This is a genomic window from Ornithinibacillus xuwenensis (genome assembly GCF_039614845.1).
Taxonomy (GTDB): Bacteria; Bacillota; Bacilli; order Bacillales; family Amphibacillaceae; genus Ornithinibacillus; species Ornithinibacillus xuwenensis.
The window spans coordinates 51,608-70,161 of sequence record NZ_JBDIML010000006.1 but is presented as its reverse complement, the minus strand read 5'-3'; the positions used below and the strand labels follow the sequence as shown (position 1 = coordinate 70,161).

The following is an 18,554-nucleotide window of genomic DNA, read 5'->3' as shown; positions in this document are numbered from 1 at the left end:
AATGTCGCTTTTACGTGCTATAATACTAGTATTATAACAACGAAAAGAGGAGTTAGCATATGCACTGTCAATCTTGTGGCAAAGAGAGACGGCCAAATTCTAATTACTGTCCATATTGTGGTGTTAAACACAAGGGTAAATTAAACAAATATACTATCATCTTTTTATCATTATTAGTAGTCGGGACGATTATTGGTAGTATCTTTTTTGTTACTAGCGTTTATTCCGATTTTCCAGATAAGATCGCATCAGAGGAAGCAAGCACACAAGAACAGAGTACGGAAATCAATGCTGCTACAAAGGATGCTTCTACTCCAATATCTGAAAAAAAGGAATTAGAAGATGAACAAAAAAATGAACTAACCGATATTATTGCTTCTGCTCAGGAAACTGTCTATACAATTTTCACACAGTATAGCCAAGGGTCTGGCTTCTTATATAACCGAAATGGAGCAGTTGTTACCAATGCCCACGTTGTTGAAGGAGAAACTCAAGTATATATAAAGACCATAAATGGTGCAGAATATGAAGGTACAGTAATTGGCTATTCTAATGAAACTGATGTTGCCGTTATTAATGTTCCAGATTTAGCTGGAAAAGAACCTTTCCCGATGGAAGTCTCGGAGTCTTCTAAAATCGGAGAAGAAATAATAGCATTAGGTAGCCCTCTTGGATTAGAGAATACAGCTACAATGGGGTATCTAACTGGAAAGAATCGAAGCTTTGTTATCGATCCTTACGTTTATGAGAACTTATATCAAATTTCAGCACCGATTTCACCTGGTAGTAGTGGCGGTCCTTTGATTTCAAAAAACACCGAAAAAATAGTCGCGATTAATTCCGCAGAGAGTATTGAGGATGCATCCATTGGATTTAGTATTCCATTATACACCGTCCAACCTCTTATCGAATCTTGGATTAATCAACCGATGAGTGAAGCAGATATACTCGCACAATTTTACGATGTAAATGGTGATTATATCTATGGTGATTCCTGGAATGAAGGTGAAGGATATTTTGATGGTGGAGAATATGCTGACGAGGAAGAATATTACGATTACTGGGAATATGAATATGAAGATTTCTGGTCAGAATTCGGAGATGCCATTTGGGAGTACATGGAAGAAGATAACTCGTATTATGATGACTGGTATGATCAAGAATACTCTGAATCCTATGAAGAAGATCCGTATGAGGAAGGTAGCGCAGAATCTTATGAGGGTGAGTATTCAGATGAAGGGTATTATGATCCCTTTGAAGATGAAAATATGCACTATGACGAAGAAACTGGTGAATGGAGCTACTATGATGAAGTGGAAGATTTGTGGTATTACTACGACGAATTCTATGAAACATGGTCTTACTATGATGAGGTAGATGGCTTGTGGTATTACTATGATGAAGCAACCGGTCAATACGTACCATATTAGTAGAGATAAAGGTATCGAGCATTCTGGCTCGATACCTTTTCATTTTTGGATCAGCTAAGTTCTTGTAGCACTGCCTTATATACCGCTTCTAAATCCTTTCCCATATTGGATTCAACTGCGGCTACATAAGCTCCTTCTATTAGAGGGGCTTCAACTATTTTGACATTACTAGATTCTCCCATTTCCAGTGCCATCTCCGCGTTCATCTTTGCACTGCCAAGGTCATAGAATACGAGTACCCCTCGACCGACGTTTGCGGTGTGTATCGCATTCATAATTTTACCTAAGCTAGTTCCAACCTCATCGTCATCAGTTCCCCCAGCTATTTCAATTGGTACCTCCTGAATGACCTGTCTAATAATATCCTTTAGTCCTTCTACTATTTTAGAACTATGGGAAATTAAAACGATACCGACATATTTCATCCTAAGTCTTCTCCTTCCATACCTCTGCTAATGACGCAAAGACATAATAAGAAGACGCAGATCCAGGATCAATATGCCCGATTGATTTCTCCTTAAAATAGGATGCCCTACCTTTGGTTGCCATCATCTCTTTCGTTCGTTCCATTGCCATTCTTGCTTGGCTCGTTAAATCTTCAGCACGTAAATTAGATTCTTCACTACTAATATAGTCTACAACCGGACCCCATACATCGACTAACGTTTTCTCACCAGCTTCTGCTTTTCCACGTTGTTTGATACCTAGTAAAGCAGCACTTAATCCATTTACCAAAGATGCTGCATTGATTGTTTCTAACCCCTTCACCGCTAATGACATTTTTAGAAATGCGGTACCATATAATGGGCCAGATGCTCCACCAACCTTTGAAAGTAGTGCCATGGATGCATCCCTTAGTACCTCAGATGGCTCCTGATACTCCGCTTGAGATAATTTCGTCACTGCCTCTTGATACCCTCTTGCCATGTTTATTCCATGATCACCATCACCGATTGGCTGATCCAATCCAGTAAGATAATCTTTATGTTGTTGTATTCTCTCATTTGTAATTTCAAACCATTTTATCAAGTCATGTATTTCTAATTCCATGGAATCACACCTTTCTTAGCTACGGAAAGCAGGTGCAGTAGATTCTGCATCTAATAATTCCTTCAACTCATCATCAAGCTTTAATAAGGATACCGAGCAACCTGCCATCTCAAGTGACGTCATATATTCTCCAACATATGTTCGATAAATTTTTATGCCTCTTTCTGATAGAATTTCATGTAATTTCTTATTCATAATGTATAATTCCATCTCCGGTGTTGCTCCTAATCCATTCACAAGTACGGCAACCTCTCCAGAAAAATCAAAGTCCTCCAGAACCTTCTCGGTTAAGGTAGTTGCAATCTCATCAGCTGAAGCAATTGAAGTTCTATCGATGCCAGGTTCCCCATGAATACCCATACCAATTTCCATTTCATGATCTTCCAATGTAAAGCTAGGCTTTCCAGCGGCTGGTACTGTACATGGTGTTAAAGCTATTCCCATAGAGCGAACATTAGTAACTACTTTATTTGCTACTGCCTTTACCGCTTCTAATTTAGCTCCTGAATCTGCTTTTGCACCTGCAATCTTATGGACAAAGACTGTGCCAGCAATTCCTCGTCTTCCTGTCGTAAATGAACTATCCTCTACGGCAACATCATCATTTACAATTACCTTTTCTACTTGAATGCCCTCTGCTTCTGCAAGCTCTGCAGCCATTTCAAAATTCAAGACGTCACCAGTATAGTTTTTGATGACTAACAAAACACCATTTCCACTATCAACTGCTTTTATTCCTTCCAATACCTGATCAGGAGTCGGTGACGTAAACACTTCGCCACAAACCGCAGCATCAAGCATGCCTTTGCCAATATAGCCAGCATGAGCTGGCTCATGGCCACTTCCCCCACCACTGACAAGGGCAACCTTACCAGCGACTGGTGCATCCGCTCTCGCTACAACAAACGTATTCGGAACCTGTTTTAATGAATCAGGATTTGCAGCAATTAAACCATCGACCATGTCTTGAACGACCTGGTTTGGATCATTAATAATTTTCTTCATGCTATATCCCCCTTTAGTTCACTATATTACGTTTAGTAGAAAAGAAGACCCTAACACAAGAAAAGTTGGTAGGGTCTTCGTTCCAGTAAACGTATTAAATTTTTTTGGCATATGACGAGATTCCAGTAAAAATGAAATCGGAGAATTGCCTATTGTATTTAGATTTCTCGTATTGCCAGAATCTGTTCAACTTACATTCAGAGGGGAATAGTTCCCCCCTAAATAAGTTTCGGCTTATCGCTTAAATGTTCTCGTTGCTTCTACTGCTTTTTGCCATCCAATATAAAGCGTTTCACGATCCTCTTGATCCATCGTATTCTCAAATGTCTTCTCATTTTGCCATTGTTTTGCAATCTCTTCCTTATCCTGCCAATAGCCTACTGCCAGACCAGCAAGATAGGCAGCACCTAAAGCTGTTGTTTCCTGTACTACTGGCCGATCAACTGGTACACCTAAAATATCACTTTGGAATTGCATTAGAAAATCATTTTTTACTGCTCCTCCATCCACACGAAGTGTTTTCAGGTCAATCCCAGAATCGGCAATCATGGCATCTAATACATCTCTTGTTTGATATGCTAGTGATTCCAAGGTTGCACGTATGAAATGCTCTTTTGATGTTCCACGTGTTATGCCGAAAACTGCACCACGTGCATCACTATCCCAATATGGTGTTCCTAATCCAACAAATGCTGGAACTAAATAGACACCATCGGTTGATTCAACCTTTGTTGCGAAGGCTTCACTCTCTGGCGCACTTTCGATAATACGTAAACCGTCACGCAGCCATTGAATTGCTGAGCCTGCCACAAAAATACTACCTTCAAGCGCGTACTCTACTTTTCCATCGACACCCCATGCTAGTGTTGTGAGAAGACCGTGCTCGGATTTCACACCTTGTTCCCCAGTATTCATAAGCATGAAGCAGCCTGTTCCATACGTATTCTTTGCCATTCCAGTTTCAAAGCATGCTTGCCCAAATAGTGCTGCTTGCTGGTCACCAGCAATTCCAGCAATTGGTACCTCATGACCAAAGAAGTGATAATTCGCAGTATGTGCATACACTTCTGAAGACTGCTTGACCTCTGGTAGCATACTTTTTGGAACGGTTAATAATTCTAATAGCTCGTCATCCCATTGCAAATCATATATATTAAACATCAACGTACGTGATGCATTCGAGTAATCCGTTACATGTGCTTTTCCACCCGAAAGCTTGTAAACAAGCCATGAATCAATTGTCCCGAATAACAACTCATCATTTTCAGCTTTTTCCCTAGCACCTTCTACATGATCAAGAATCCATTTTACTTTGGTACCGGAGAAATAAGCATCTATTAATAGGCCCGTTTTATCTCGGAATAAATCATTGTAACCCCTTTCAATCAAATCCTTGCATATATCTGCTGTTTGACGAGACTGCCACACAATCGCTTTATATATCGGTTTGCCTGTATTCTTATCCCAAACAACCGTAGTTTCACGTTGATTGGTAATGCCAATTCCCGCTACTTGATTCGGTTCCACATCAGCCTTACGCAATACTTCTGCAATACAGGATAAAATTGATGTCCAGATTTCATTTGCATCATGTTCAACCCAACCTGGCTGTGGAAAGAACTGTTCAAATTCCTTTTGAGCAGTTTCGACAATCTGACCTTTTTGGTTGAATAGAATTGCTCGAGAACTTGTCGTACCTTGGTCTAATGCTAAAATAAATGTATCTCCCATCTTAACACTCCTCTCAGGTTTTGTTTTTCCCTATTACTTTGCTATACGAGCACCTTGCTTATGAAAGTCTTCATTCACAGCTCCAATAATAACTAGTAACATTATCACACTTGTAATCCAGAATAATACTGTAAAGTTTCCTAGGAAAATCGCTTGGTAGAAGACCGCTCCATAGACACCACCAAATATCGGACCTACAACAGGAATCCAGGAATACCCCCAATCTGAATCCCCTTTACCAGCTATTGGTAGGATCGCATGAGCAATTCTTGGACCTAAGTCACGTGCTGGATTAATGGCATATCCAGTCGGACCACCTAGTGACACACCAATCGCAACAATTAGTAACCCAACAACAAATGGATTTAGTCCATCTGTAAATGAATTTGCACCAATGAACATAAGCCCCATTAATAATACAAAAGTACCGATAGTCTCCGTCAAGAAATTTGCAAACATACTACGCTCTGCTGGTGCGGTAGAGAATACCGCCAGCTTTGTTGCAGGATCATCTGTTTTACGCCAATGTGCTAGATATGCTAAATAAACAATTGCTCCCCCAATTATAGCACCTAGCATTTGTGCAGTAATGTATAAAGGCACCTTATCCCAAGGGAATTCCCCTACAGACGCAAACCCAATCGTTACAGCCGGATTAATATGAGCACCTGAAATATTTCCAACTGCATAGATAGCCATCGCCACCGCTAGTCCCCAGCCAACTGTAATAACTATCCAGCCAGCTCCTTCTGCTTTAGAGTTCTTTAGAACAACTCCACCTACTACACCACCACCAAAAATAATTAAAATCATCGTACCAATCAGTTCTGCCGTAAATTCTGACATCTTGCACAACACCCCTTTTCGAAATAGTAATGAATCAATCCACTTAGGAAAATTGGCTTATCTTTTGCCAGGGAAGCAAGTACCAATTTTTCTATTACACTATATTCCTAGGTGATTTAATACATTCCATTTCTTTTAAAAAAGGCATTAAATATTCCAGTGAATATAGGACGATAGATAAATAAGAGAAGGGTTAACGATTAATCGTTAACCCTTCTCTTATTGGATTTAACCACTATATTCAACCTGATAGGTTCGCAACCAATGATCAATTTGACAAAGATGGGCAATTAGCTGTGGTCCCTTCATCAGCTGACCATACCAAGGATCCTTAAATTCCTTACCTTCACTACGGACAATGGCTTCTACTTTTTCTCTACTTAGAAAGTTAAATAATGGTGCATGTTTATCAGCTATAATATCCTCCATCCAGCTTACAACCTGCTTTGTATATTCAGGCTGAAATGTCTTTGGATATGGGCTCTTCTTACGATATAGTATTTCATCTGGTAAAATTCCTTCCAATGCCTTTCTAAGAATTCCTTTTTCCCGATTATCAAACATCTTTATTTCCCATGGAATATTCCACACATATTCTACTAGATGGTGATCTGCAAATGGCACCCTAACCTCTAGACTTGCACCCATACTCATTCGGTCCTTTCGATCCAATAACTGTTGCATAAACCAGTGCATATTCAAATAAAACAGTTCGCGTCTTCGGGCATCCTGCTTCGTTTCACCATCTAAGCGAGGTGTTTCAGCGATGGTCTCTTGATAACGATCGTGTACATAAGTCTTTAAGTCTAGCTTCTCTTGCCATTTTGGCAGTAGTAAATCAATTCGAGAGTCTAACGAGCGAACCCATGGGAATCCACCATTAGCTGAATCTGGGTCATGAAACCAAGGGTACCCGCCAAATATTTCATCCGCACACTCACCCGATAAACTTACCGTCGTACGCTCTTTTATTCTTTCACAGAACCAAAGTAAAGAAGAATCAATATCTGCCATCCCCGGCTGATCTCGGAGAACAACAGCCTCTTTCAAGTATTGCGCTAGCTCTCCTCCTGCAATGACTTCATCATGGTGATTGGTCGAGAATTCCTTTACCATCTTTTCAATAAACGGTCTATCACTAGTAGGCTGAAATTTGCTAGCAACAAAATACTTATCATTTCCTTCGTAGTCAATTGAAAATGTCGTAAGAGTACCTCTACCTTTTTGCTTAAAATATTCGGAAGCGACTGCCGTAATTGCGCTAGAATCAACTCCTCCTGATAGAAAAGTAGATACCGGAACATCCGCAACTAATTGTCTCTGTACCGCGTCTACAAATAGTTCGCGCACACGCTCTATCGTATCCTCCACCGAATCATAGTGTTCCTTGCTTTCTACATTCCAATATCGCCAAACCTTTAAGCCATTTTTGGAAAACGTCAAGGAGTGTCCAGCACGTAGTTCCTTAAAGCCTTTGAATATACCATGGCCAGGAGTTCTAGAAGGACCAAGTCCGAAAATCTCAGCTAAACCGCCATCATCTACTTCTGCTTTTACTGTATGATGCGCCAAAATAGCTTTCAACTCTGATCCGAATAAAAATCGTTCCGCATCCTCCAAATAAAATAACGGCTTTACACCAAGCCGATCACGCGACATAAACAACTGTTGCTTGGCATCATCCCATATGCCAAATGCATAAATACCATTCAGGTAATTCACACAATCCTCTTTCCATTCTATATAGGCGGTTAATAATACTTCCGTATCAGACGATGTATGAAATACATGACCTCTTTGCAATAGTTCCTTCCTTATATCTTCCGTATTATATAATTCACCATTATATACAATTGTGTAAGTATTCCCATTTGCTTTCTTCTGCATCGGCTGCCTTCCACCTTCCAAATCAACAACAGCCAAACGCTTATGTCCAAACCCGACAAATGTATCAAGCCAAATATTTGTATCGTCTGGTCCTCTTAAAGATAACGTTTCTGTCATTTTCTCTAACGTTTCTTTTTCTTCTCGGACATAACTTTTCCAATTCACAATACCGGTAATTCCACACATAGCTGCATAATCCTCTCCTAATCGAATTGTGAATCAAATTCACATCAGTATTTTCCGAGCAATACTAGGAAAGATACTCTACAAACCATCATATGCAGCACTTTGTGAAAACATTCCTAATAACATAACATTATATGACCGAAAAACTTGTTTATGCATAAAAAAAAGGATGGAAATCATACCATCCTCATTTACTAACTATTTACGTTTATTAAAGCGTCATACTTGGGCGATGGTTCAAAAAGTTTCGAGAAGCGAAGCCCTTTACTTCATCTTCAGTGAAATGCTTTAATAACGCATTGATTAAGTTTTGATGTTTCGAAGCATCCTCTAGATCTGTAACATAGGAAGCGATCCCATCAAAATCTGATCCAAGACCAATATGTCGGACGCCACCCATCTCACATAAATAATCGATATGCTTTATCAAATCACTAATTGATGCATCTGTTCGCCTATGATTAATAAAATATGGACAAAACACAACATGAATCATCGCATCCCGTTCAAACATTGCTTTTATTTGGGCATCATTTAAGTTACGCGGATGCTGACATAATTCATAAACATTCGAGTGGCTTGCAATTGGATATTCTGCGGTTTCCATTACATCCCAAAACGCTTGAATCGATAAATGGGATACATCCGTGAATACACCATGTTGATTATTTAATAAAACAACTTCCTTCCCTAGCTCCGTTAATCCACCACCTCGTGGCTCACCAACACCGTCGGCACATAAATTTGCATTATTCCAGGTCAACCCGATTGATAGAACGCCAAGCTGATAAAGCATACGAAGCTTTGCTAGGTCATTTCCAAAAGCATCAGCCCCTTCAAGTGTTAGCACTGCACCAATTTCACCATCCTTTAATTGCTCGAATTCCTCCCATTTTTTTATATGCTTCATCTCCGGATGGTTTCCTAGTACATCTGTATAGAAGATATCAATTTGCTCGAGAGCATGCTGCCATTTTTCATCAAATGGAACATCCGGCATGATAAATATCGCAAAAAACTGCACCTGAACCTGACCTTTTTTTAAGAATGCTAGATTAGTATTAAGCAAAGGTGAATTGGTAAAATTCAGGGGCTCATTCCTTCTTCTAGATTGTTGTATTTTAAATAATGCATCACAATGTGTATCAATAATTTTCATATTGGATGTTCCTTTCCTAGCCGAATGCTGTTGTGCTTAACGAGCTGCTTCTTAGTATTATTTACTACTTAAAGTGGCCAACTAGATTCACAAAATCAAACTAATCCGTTTTACAAGCGTTAATAAATCCACGAAAAATCGCACCAGAATCCTCATCATTAGCTCCTAACATGCTCTCAGGATGCCATTGAACAGCAAGGACAAATCGATGTTCCATGCTTTCAATTGCTTCAATAATACCATCACTTGAAGTTCCACATATTTGAAGTGGCGCAATAACATTTCTGTTCGCCTGATGATGTCTACTATTCACTCTCAGTCTATCCTTTCCGGTCAATCGATGCAATAGTGTTCCCTGTTCCACATCAACAAAATGGGAGCCGTGTTCCTTTGGTGCTTGCTGCTGATGCTGCAATAATTGACTGTCAATCTGAGAATAAATATCTTGGTACATATCACCACCCATTGCAATATTTAACGTTTGGCTACCCCGACATACTCCTAATATTGGCTTATCTAGCGCTAGTAATTTCTGCATTATTTTCACTTCAAAGATATCTCTTCCCGGAATAATTGTACCTAGTTTTGGGTGTGGTTCCTCTCCAAATAAGGTCGGATCAATATCATACCCTCCTGTAGCGTATAGTCCATCTATTTTACTAGCAATCTCTGACATATCTTGATTATGTTGAAGATAAGGAAGTAACACAGGTAACCCACCCGCTCTTAAAATAGCTTCGACATTATCTGCTGATGTATAAAAGACATTCTGCTCTACCTCGGTGGAGGTAACAACACCAATAATTGGCTTCATTTAATATCCTCCTAGCTTTACTTTATACCTTACTATATGCAAATTTATTCAACTTAACTATTCCTCACCACCAATAGAAGAATGCAGCAAACACAGCAACAAACATAAAGAAGATACTAGATAAGATACCATGCACATAGTGGTCCTTTTTCGAAAACACACCTGTTTCAAAATCCATTATAGACTGTTGTCGAACGCCAAACCTTAAGAACACAAAACAAGCCATACCTACAAATAGGTATAGCATTGTCTTTTATTCAAATGAAGTTCATTCTAAATTACTTTCATCCTTGCTTTGTCTTCTTTGATCTGCGAAGATAACCAATCATAGGAAAAACAAAGGACAATAATCCTAAAATCAGGAGACAAAGTGCTATTGGACTTTCGACAAATACCATAAAGCTTCCATTCGAAATCGTTAAGGATTGTCTGAATGCTTGCTCCATCATTCCTCCTAGAATAAACGCTAAAATAAAGGGCGGTGCAGGAAATGAAAATAGTCGCATTAAAAATCCAACTACACCGAATAACAGTAACATATATAAATCAAAAGTATTAAAGCTAATGGCATAAACCCCAATTATACTAAACATAATCACTAACGAAATCAAAAGTGGACGAGGTATTTTTAATATTTTTGAGATATATGGAATCAATGGTAGATTTAATATTAGTAAAAACACATTACCAATGTACATACTTGCAATGATTCCCCAGAATATCTCAGGACGATCCGTCATTAATAATGGGCCAGGCTGTACACCTAATACTAAAAATGCACCAAGCATGACAGCAGTTGTTCCTGAACCAGGAATCCCTAAACTTAGTAACGGAACAAAAGCACCACTTGTTGCAGCATTATTAGCAGTTTCAGGTGCAGCAAGACCCTTTACAGACCCTTTTCCAAATTCCTCCGGCTTTTTGGAAATACGCTTTTCAGTGATGTACCCGATAAACGAAGCAATCGTAGCCCCAGCACCCGGTAAAACACCTAATATAAACCCTAGAAAGGACTGTCTCGTCATCGGACCTCTCATTTCTTTAAATTCTTCCTTAGAGATTTTCAAACTACCTAGTTTATGCTTATTATCAAAAGATAAATCCTTCCGATTAATAATTAATGTGCATACCTCTGCTAAGGCAAATAAACCTAATGCAATGACTAGGAAATCTATTCCTTCTAATAAATTCACATTGCCAAATGTAAATCGCTGTGTTCCTGTTTGTGGATCAATCCCTATTGTAACAACCATAAAACCAACAACAGCAGATATTAATGCCTTTATGGTAGAACCCTCTGACAAGCTTGTAATGGCAGTTAGACCTAAGAACATTAATGCGAAATATGCTGGTGGATCGAATGAGATTGCAACACTGGAGAGCATTGGTGCGAATAGCATCAATAACACGACACTTACTGTCCCACCTACAAACGAGGATATAGCTGCTATCGCAAGAGCTTTACCAGCCTTTCCTTGCTGTGCCATCGGATACCCATCAAATGCTGTAGCTACAGTACCAGAGACTCCTGGTGCATTTAATAATATAGAGGAAGTCGATCCTCCAAAGATTGCTCCATAGTATACACCTGCCATCATAACAAGAGCAGGTGCAGGATCCATTCCAAAGGTTATCGGAATCATAACCGCAATTGCACTAATTGGTCCAAGTCCAGGTAGCATACCGATGAACGTACCGACAAGAACTCCGATTAACACAAACATAATACCCTCTATACTAAATGCCACTTGAAATCCCGTTAGCATTCCTTCAATTGCATTCATATGCTACCCTCCTCTAAAATGGCAATATTCCTTGTGGAAGATTGATCTTTAAAAATTGTGTAAAGGTAAGATACATGAATAGTGGAAATAAGATAGCCACTAACGCACCTACAAGATATTTCCTATATCCCAAAAACCATGAGCATCCAAAAATAAAAATAGCAGTTGTGACGATAAAGCCTAGTATTTCTAAAAAGAAAATATATACAAAGACAAATGCAAATACTGCTAATAATATCAAGATGTCCTTTTTAGGTATCTTTCTTCTAGCCTTTTGCTCATCTGTCTCCGAATCTTTTGAAAAAAACAGACCAATAGAAAGTGCTACTAAAATATACCCTAAACCCTTTGGAACTACATCAGCATCTATTTCCGTATAGGCAAATGATGGCAGCTGGTAAGCTAATAAAAGGTAAACGATTGCTAATATAAGTAATACACCACTAATCCGCTGATTTAACGTTCTAAACATCAACTCACCGCCTTATAAAGTCTAATCGTGATTAAAACAGATGGAAGCCAATGAAATAAATCATTGACTTCACATGAGAACTAGAATACTATAATTCTCACTTTCCTAACCCTAACTCATCTAGTAATGCTGAAATCGTTTCATTTTGCTCAGCTAAGAAAGACTGATATTCTTCACTGTTCATGTACATTTCATTCCAACCATATTGATTTCGAATTTCTGCGAACTCATCTGATTCACTTAAAGCTTTAAATTTTTCTTCGTAGTAAGCAACTGCAGCATCATCCATGTTTGGAGGTCCAAAGAAACCACGCCAATTTACAAAGGAGGCATCTATTCCTTGTTCCATTGCAGTTGGGAAGTCCTCTAATACCTCTCCTGATAGCCTTTCTTCTGCTGTTATACCAAGTACTTTTATCGTACCCGCCTTCACCTGCTCAACTGTTTCCGCAACACCTGTAGAAAAGACTTCAACACTTCCGTTCAATAATTGGGTTAAACCAACACCCTCCGGATCCGTTACATACTTAATCTTCGTTACATCAACACCGGAAGCCTTCGCAATTTGTACGAACTGAATGTGATCCATACTGCCAGGAGAAGAGGTCCCTACAACTGTAATACTTTCTGGATCTTCTTTCATATCTGCAAATAATTCATTTAAATTATCCCATGGTGCATCTTCACGAACTGCAAATGCACCATAATCTGCGATTACATTCGCAATTGGTGTAAAATCTTCATAGCCGTACTCAGATTGCCCATTTAAAGGAACTAATAGAATCGGTGGTGATGCAACAAATAAATTATGGTTGCTTCCATCAAAACCAGCAACATACGCCCAGCCTACAGCACCGCCACCACCTGGCTTATTCACAACACCAATATCCTCTTCAATGATTCCAGCTTCGTTAAATACCTTTGCTGCCATTCTTGCGGTAGTATCCCAACCCCCACCAGATCCAGCTGGTGCAACAATTTCAATTGCTTGTTCTGGCTTCCAATCACCTGAAGCTTTCTCATTACCAGATGTTTCATCTGATGAGCAAGCCGCTAAAATAGCAACTAAGATCGTTATGGCTATCATAACCACATACTTTTTCATATTAAATCCATCCCCCTAAATAAGTGATAATAATTTCTTGTATTTCACTATAAATCAACTTGTCTGTTATGTAACCGTTTTCAAAATAATGGCTAATAACGTTAAAAAGTTCTTTTTGTTCATTTTGTTCACGGGGAATTAAAAAAAACGTGCATTGTTATGCGCACGTTTACCATAAAATTATTTAACAACATGATATTTACGTTCAGGTCTACCTACAATTCCATATTCAAGTTCAGCTATTACTTTTCCAGTTGAAATTAAATACTCTAAATATCTTCTTGCTGTGGTTCTAGAAGCGCCAATTCTCTCTCCCATTTCCTCTGCTGTAATTCCTTTATCTATGGTTTGAATCGTCTCTGCAACTTTATCGAGCGTAAGGGGATCGATTCCTTTTGGAGTTGATTTCGTAATCGCCGCCTCCGATACATGACCAAAATATTCATCTAAAAAGGATTGATCAATTTCTATATTCTTATCCAGCTTCATCTGCATGTCCCGATAATGCTCTAACGTCTCAATAAAACGCTCCATTTTTACAGGCTTAATGATATAATCAAACACACCATTCCGAAGAATATCACGGACTAAATCCGTTTCTGTTGCAGCAGTAACCATGATAAAATCTATTTGTGAATCAAGACTACGAATTGGTTCTATTATTTCAGAACCTAATTTATCAGGCATATATACATCCAAAATTACTAAATCTACCTTTTTTGTTTTAACTAAATGAACAGCCTCTTGTCCATTTAGTGCCTTACCTACAACGTTAAACCCATCCACTTTTTTTATAAACTCTTCATGTATTTTGGCGATACGAAAGTCGTCTTCAACTATCATGACATGAATCATACGTCTCCCCCTAACGTATTAGCTTTGGTATAAACACAGAAAATACAGCCCCACCACTTGGTTGATTATGAACTTCAATCTGACCTTCAAGATCTGCTATTGTATCCTTAACAATCGCTAGACCATAACCACGTTCGCTACCACTCTTCGTCGAGTAGCCTAGTTCAAAGATATTCTTAATATCCTCATCCAATATCCCATCACCTGTATCTGCAATCTCAAAGACAATATCTTCTCCTAAATCTGTACCAAAAAAGATAACTTCCTTTACTTCTGAGGCTTCTACAGATTCAATTGCATTATCAATCAGATTCCCTATTATCGTAATCAATTTCGCTATGTCAATATGCTTAGGCAGCTCCTCGAGATAACTATTTGGATCAATTTGAAAGTCTATTTTTTTCTCAGACGCTTTTCCTATCTTCCCTAATAGAATTGCTTGAACGGTTCGATCCTTTATTTGCTCTAGTAATATCTTATTCTGAGTAGAAGCAGATTTTGACTCAATTTGAATTAACTCAATCGCTTCCTTATAATGCCCTAGCTGAAGTAAACCTGATAAAACATATAGCTTATTCGTGTACTCATGTGTTTGAGCACGCAAATCCTCAGAATACTTTCGAACCTCAGACAATGTGGTTATCATTTCATTAATTTCGGTCTTATCTCTAAAGCTAGCTACCACACCAACAATTTCATCTGCTTCATTCCGTATAAACGTGCGATTCACGATAACCATTCGATTATGTAACTTCATCTCATCATCTTTCATTGGTTTACCAGACTTCAATACATCATACATTTTCGTATTCGGAAATACTTCTTCAATTCTTTGATTTTCACTCGTATTCTCTAGTCCGAGCATTTTCCTAGCAGGTTCATTCATCATGGTAATTCTTCCTTGTGGATCAATTGCGATAATACCTTCTTTTATAGACGACAGAATGGCATTACGATCATGGTATAATGCAGCGATTTGATAAGGCTCAAGTCCAAAGGTATCCTTCCGAATATTTCTCGCAAGCATGACACCACCAAATATACCTAATATAATTACAATGATTGCTGAGCCACTTATCTTAATTAGCTTATCAAAGATAATGGATTGAATATCATCGACCATATATCCTACTGAAACTATTCCAATAATATCCCCATTTGTATTAAAAATCGGTGCTTTTCCTCTTAATGAAGGTCCAAGACTCCCTATCGCCCTCGATGTATAGAATTCTCCATCAATTAACGCCTTATCATTGTCCCCACCAACCATTTTATAGCCAATTTTTTCAACATCTGGATGTGCATAGCGAATACTTTCAGCATTACCTATAACAATAAATTCTGCACCAATAAATTCCCGAATATCTTCAGCAATTGGCTGAAGAATTGATGAAGGATTCTCCGTTTCAAACGCCCTTATGACAGTCGGCATGACAGATATCGTAGTTGCTGCATTTAAAGCCTGATCACCAATCTGTTTCTCGATATCCTTTGACTCATAGAACGCGAAAATAGCAGTTAAGGAAATCGTTATTAATATAATTAGCCCAACTATCAGTACTAGTATTTTTGTTTTCAATGATATCTTAGTCAACGAGTATCCTCCCTGTTTTATCGCATATTTTAAATTTATCATACTATTTTTATAATAGAAATGGGGATTTATTATACCTCTTTCTATACATACCATTACTTCTATAATATAGGGAGCCTAGAAATATTTTAGAAGTTTTTGACTAATGGCTGGTTCTAATATATAAAGAAAAGGCCCCTTTAGGAGCCTTTTCTTCGTATGCTAACGATTTCCGTTTTGCATACTTTGTTCAGCGATTTGGATCATTCTTTTGACCATCTCGCCACCCACAGATCCGTTCTCACGTGCAGTTGTGTCCGCTCCTGGTTGAACACCAAGTTCGTTTGCAATTTCTTCTTTCATCTGATCAATTGCGTTTCTTGCACCTGGCACTAACAATTTATTATTGTTTCTTGCCAAACTGATCACTCCTCTGAGGGTTTCATGGAACAGATTTCTCTGTTCTATTTTAGGTTATGAGTATATCTGTTTTCTATTCAACCAGACACACTTCACATATGTCTTGACACTACGAAAGTCCTACTATATATTTTTAATTGTAAGACTTTTCTATCTTTTATCCATAAAAGGAGGAACGTAATTGACCGAAAGTGAAGGTGCTTCAAAAGAAAATAGAGCAATAAACGAAGTAATCCAAGAAGTAGAAAAATCATATTTCATTGGTAGACAAGATGAATTGAAGTTCTTTCATGAATACACCCAACTAAATAATTCGGAATATAATATCATTCATTTTTATGGGAATGGTGGTATTGGAAAAACATTTCTATTACAGGAGTTTTCTAGGGTTACTGCAAATTATAATCTACCTTATATTTATTTAGACAGTCAGGATTTTTCAAACACACCACAAGCGTTTATTGAATATTTTCATTCCTGTCTCATTTCAACCTTCGAACCCTCTGAAAGTAATATGCCCTCTGTATCCGTACAAGACTGCCTTGAATTCGTAAAGAATTTAACAGGGAGGGTCGTGATAGCAATTGATACATATGAGCAAATGGATGAGTTAGACAGATGGTTTCGAAATGCATTTTTACGTAAATTATCTTCGAATTGCTATATCATATTAGCTAGTAGAAAGCCGCTTACAGGTGAATGGATTGAATCACCTGCTTGGCGAAAGGTTACCAAGCAAATTGAACTCAAACCATTTAGCTATGACCAGACATTAAGCTACTTATCGAAAAATGGCATTTCAAATCCAAGAGAAGCAAAGAGGGTTTGGCAATTTACAAAGGGACATCCACTAACCCTATCTCTTGCAACCATGAGTACATTTGCAAGCAATCAAGAATTACCCTTCCTAAAAAACACATCTGAGATACTAACGAATTTAACAAAAAGATGGTTAAACGAAGTAAAAAACGAACAATTGTATAGCATTATAGAAATTGCAGCATTATTCCATGAGTTTGATCAAAATTGTATAGCAGAGATTTTAAATCATGAAATATCAAATCAATTCTTTCATGATCTTATTGCCCTATCCTTTATTCAGAAAACTAGAAAGGGCTGGAGTTTTCATGAGCTAATTCGTGATGCCATTCAAGTAGAATTAAAAGCAAGAAACCCGGAACGATTTGAAATGGTAACGAACAAAATCATTCAGTTCTATTATCACCGTATAATCAAAAATCAGAAAAAAGAGGATATTGAATCGTTTTTCTACCATATTGGAGATGACTTAATTCAATCCATCTTTTTTCAAAATTCAATTAAAGAAACTTCGTTGTATTTAGAGCCGGTTGGTCCATATAACTTTCATGAGGTTGAAGCGTTTTTTGGTTATGTAAAGGCAAATCTTACAAAAAGCAAGGCTGATTTTTATCATCGTACCACCAATACTTCCTTTCATTTCTATGCCCCTCTAGAGCATAACCAACGTGAACTTGAAATGATTGGACCGGAATACGTCCAAAAAATCGGGTATGATGGTACAAGGTTACTTAAAAACAATGAAGGTGAAACATTAGCAATTTCCATTATTGTCCCTATTAACCAATCCACCATAAGTTTATTAGAAAACGAACCTGTTTCTCGATCTTACTTTAAGAACTTAACAGAAAAAGAAAAAGCATATTTTCATGTTCCAAGTGATAAAACAGCTGGGCACTTTATTCGTTATTTGGAGTATAAGGATCCCTCTGACAGCTATATCCGCTCTTACGTATTATATAGCTTATTTCCATTATTATTTCATGGCGGGAAAGTTGTTACGTCAACACCACTGGATCTCTTTCAGGATCTCCTACATAAATTTGGATTTCAAAAGGTCCCCGGAGCAGATCATTATGATTATTGTAAGCATGAATCAACTCCTACATATGTGCTGGATATTAGTGGAACAAAACTAATCCCATACCTCAAACAATTTCTTAATGGATTTTCACAGGAAAAGGAATTGGAATTATTAATAGAGGAATTTTCCTTAACTAATAGAGAGCAAGAAATTATGGCATTATTACTAGAGAATAAACGAATAACGGAAATCGCAAATGAGTTATATCTTGCCGAGATAACAGTTAAAAAGGCTTTAAGTCGAATATATAAAAAGGCTAACGTAAAGAATCGTAGTCAATTGATGAATCGAATTATGGAGATTATATAGCAAAAGGTAAGCTGAAAATTAAAGT

At 38.0% G+C, this 18,554-nt stretch carries 17 protein-coding genes; 2 read left to right on the top strand and 15 right to left on the bottom strand.

Annotated elements, in window-relative coordinates:
* The first annotated feature begins 59 nt into the window (after positions 1-59).
* Entirely contained in the window at positions 60-1,430 is a 1,371-nt protein-coding gene (locus ABC228_RS15530) for a trypsin-like peptidase domain-containing protein (RefSeq protein ID WP_345826084.1), read from the top strand.
* 50 nt (positions 1,431-1,480) lie between these two features.
* Here the strand turns inward: ABC228_RS15530 and dhaM are convergent, their stop codons facing one another.
* The 15 genes from dhaM to ABC228_RS15455 form a co-directional block, all read right to left on the bottom strand.
* Positions 1,481-1,855 (bottom strand): dihydroxyacetone kinase phosphoryl donor subunit DhaM, encoded by a 375-nt coding sequence (gene dhaM / locus ABC228_RS15525; RefSeq protein WP_345826081.1) that lies wholly within the window; start codon positions 1,853-1,855, stop codon positions 1,481-1,483.
* A 1-nt stretch (position 1,856) separates the two neighbouring features.
* A complete protein-coding gene (dhaL, locus tag ABC228_RS15520; protein WP_345826080.1) occupies positions 1,857-2,480 on the bottom strand; it encodes a dihydroxyacetone kinase subunit DhaL in 624 nt (207 codons plus the stop codon).
* 15 nt (positions 2,481-2,495) lie between these two features.
* Entirely contained in the window at positions 2,496-3,485 is a 990-nt protein-coding gene (gene dhaK / locus ABC228_RS15515) for a dihydroxyacetone kinase subunit DhaK (RefSeq protein ID WP_345826078.1), read from the bottom strand.
* A gap of 234 nt (positions 3,486-3,719) precedes the next feature.
* Positions 3,720-5,216: a glycerol kinase GlpK gene (gene glpK / locus ABC228_RS15510; protein ID WP_345826077.1), complete on the bottom strand. Its 1,497-nt coding sequence runs from the start codon at positions 5,214-5,216 to the stop codon at positions 3,720-3,722.
* 33 nt (positions 5,217-5,249) lie between these two features.
* Entirely contained in the window at positions 5,250-6,062 is an 813-nt protein-coding gene (locus tag ABC228_RS15505; protein ID WP_345826076.1) for an MIP/aquaporin family protein, read from the bottom strand.
* Positions 6,063-6,290: 228 nt separating this feature from the next.
* Positions 6,291-8,135 (bottom strand): asparagine synthase (glutamine-hydrolyzing), encoded by a 1,845-nt coding sequence (gene asnB, locus ABC228_RS15500; RefSeq protein ID WP_345826075.1) that lies wholly within the window; start codon positions 8,133-8,135, stop codon positions 6,291-6,293.
* Between the two features lie 211 nt (positions 8,136-8,346).
* The gene (locus tag ABC228_RS15495) at positions 8,347-9,294 is read right to left on the bottom strand and encodes a dipeptidase (RefSeq protein ID WP_345826074.1); all 948 of its coding nucleotides are present in this window, start codon (positions 9,292-9,294) and stop codon (positions 8,347-8,349) included.
* 100 nt (positions 9,295-9,394) lie between these two features.
* Positions 9,395-10,108, bottom strand: coding sequence for a gamma-glutamyl-gamma-aminobutyrate hydrolase family protein (locus tag ABC228_RS15490; protein WP_345826073.1), 714 nt, complete (start codon positions 10,106-10,108; stop codon positions 9,395-9,397).
* A 64-nt stretch (positions 10,109-10,172) separates the two neighbouring features.
* A complete protein-coding gene (locus tag ABC228_RS15485) occupies positions 10,173-10,334 on the bottom strand; it encodes a hypothetical protein (protein WP_345826072.1) in 162 nt (53 codons plus the stop codon).
* Positions 10,335-10,392: 58 nt separating this feature from the next.
* On the bottom strand, positions 10,393-11,892 hold the full coding sequence (locus ABC228_RS15480; RefSeq protein ID WP_345826071.1) for a tripartite tricarboxylate transporter permease: 1,500 nt from the start codon (positions 11,890-11,892) through the stop codon (positions 10,393-10,395).
* Positions 11,893-11,905: 13 nt separating this feature from the next.
* Positions 11,906-12,364 (bottom strand): tripartite tricarboxylate transporter TctB family protein, encoded by a 459-nt coding sequence (locus ABC228_RS15475; RefSeq protein WP_345826070.1) that lies wholly within the window; start codon positions 12,362-12,364, stop codon positions 11,906-11,908.
* 97 nt (positions 12,365-12,461) lie between these two features.
* On the bottom strand, positions 12,462-13,469 hold the full coding sequence (locus ABC228_RS15470; RefSeq protein WP_345826069.1) for a tripartite tricarboxylate transporter substrate binding protein: 1,008 nt from the start codon (positions 13,467-13,469) through the stop codon (positions 12,462-12,464).
* Positions 13,470-13,649: 180 nt separating this feature from the next.
* Positions 13,650-14,324, bottom strand: a complete 675-nt coding sequence (locus tag ABC228_RS15465; RefSeq protein ID WP_345826068.1) for a response regulator — start codon at positions 14,322-14,324, stop codon at positions 13,650-13,652.
* A 10-nt stretch (positions 14,325-14,334) separates the two neighbouring features.
* Positions 14,335-15,918, bottom strand: coding sequence for an ATP-binding protein (locus tag ABC228_RS15460; protein WP_345826067.1), 1,584 nt, complete (start codon positions 15,916-15,918; stop codon positions 14,335-14,337).
* A 201-nt stretch (positions 15,919-16,119) separates the two neighbouring features.
* Complete coding sequence (locus ABC228_RS15455; RefSeq protein ID WP_345826066.1) at positions 16,120-16,317, bottom strand: alpha/beta-type small acid-soluble spore protein; 198 nt, start codon at positions 16,315-16,317, stop codon at positions 16,120-16,122.
* Between the two features lie 181 nt (positions 16,318-16,498).
* Here ABC228_RS15455 and ABC228_RS15450 point away from each other — a divergent pair, with 181 nt between their 5' ends.
* Positions 16,499-18,529: a LuxR C-terminal-related transcriptional regulator gene (locus ABC228_RS15450; protein WP_345826065.1), complete on the top strand. Its 2,031-nt coding sequence runs from the start codon at positions 16,499-16,501 to the stop codon at positions 18,527-18,529.
* Positions 18,530-18,554 lie beyond the last annotated feature (25 nt).

What these genes read in the sequence shown, in the direction of transcription:
- asnB (WP_345826075.1), bottom strand. Translation starts at nt 8,135, where the DNA reads ATGTGTGGAATTACCGGTATTGTGAATTGGAAAAGTTATGTCCGAGAA.
- ABC228_RS15480 (WP_345826071.1), bottom strand. Translation starts at nt 11,892, where the DNA reads ATGAATGCAATTGAAGGAATGCTAACGGGATTTCAAGTGGCATTTAGT.
- dhaK (WP_345826078.1), bottom strand. Translation starts at nt 3,485, where the DNA reads ATGAAGAAAATTATTAATGATCCAAACCAGGTCGTTCAAGACATGGTC.
- dhaM (WP_345826081.1), bottom strand. Translation starts at nt 1,855, where the DNA reads ATGAAATATGTCGGTATCGTTTTAATTTCCCATAGTTCTAAAATAGTA.
- ABC228_RS15485 (WP_345826072.1), bottom strand. Translation starts at nt 10,334, where the DNA reads ATGGCTTGTTTTGTGTTCTTAAGGTTTGGCGTTCGACAACAGTCTATA.
- ABC228_RS15475 (WP_345826070.1), bottom strand. Translation starts at nt 12,364, where the DNA reads ATGTTTAGAACGTTAAATCAGCGGATTAGTGGTGTATTACTTATATTA.
- ABC228_RS15465 (WP_345826068.1), bottom strand. Translation starts at nt 14,324, where the DNA reads ATGATTCATGTCATGATAGTTGAAGACGACTTTCGTATCGCCAAAATA.
- ABC228_RS15490 (WP_345826073.1), bottom strand. Translation starts at nt 10,108, where the DNA reads ATGAAGCCAATTATTGGTGTTGTTACCTCCACCGAGGTAGAGCAGAAT.
- glpK (WP_345826077.1), bottom strand. Translation starts at nt 5,216, where the DNA reads ATGGGAGATACATTTATTTTAGCATTAGACCAAGGTACGACAAGTTCT.
- ABC228_RS15505 (WP_345826076.1), bottom strand. Translation starts at nt 6,062, where the DNA reads ATGTCAGAATTTACGGCAGAACTGATTGGTACGATGATTTTAATTATT.
- ABC228_RS15530 (WP_345826084.1), top strand. Translation starts at nt 60, where the DNA reads ATGCACTGTCAATCTTGTGGCAAAGAGAGACGGCCAAATTCTAATTAC.
- ABC228_RS15495 (WP_345826074.1), bottom strand. Translation starts at nt 9,294, where the DNA reads ATGAAAATTATTGATACACATTGTGATGCATTATTTAAAATACAACAA.
- dhaL (WP_345826080.1), bottom strand. Translation starts at nt 2,480, where the DNA reads ATGGAATTAGAAATACATGACTTGATAAAATGGTTTGAAATTACAAAT.
- ABC228_RS15470 (WP_345826069.1), bottom strand. Translation starts at nt 13,469, where the DNA reads ATGAAAAAGTATGTGGTTATGATAGCCATAACGATCTTAGTTGCTATT.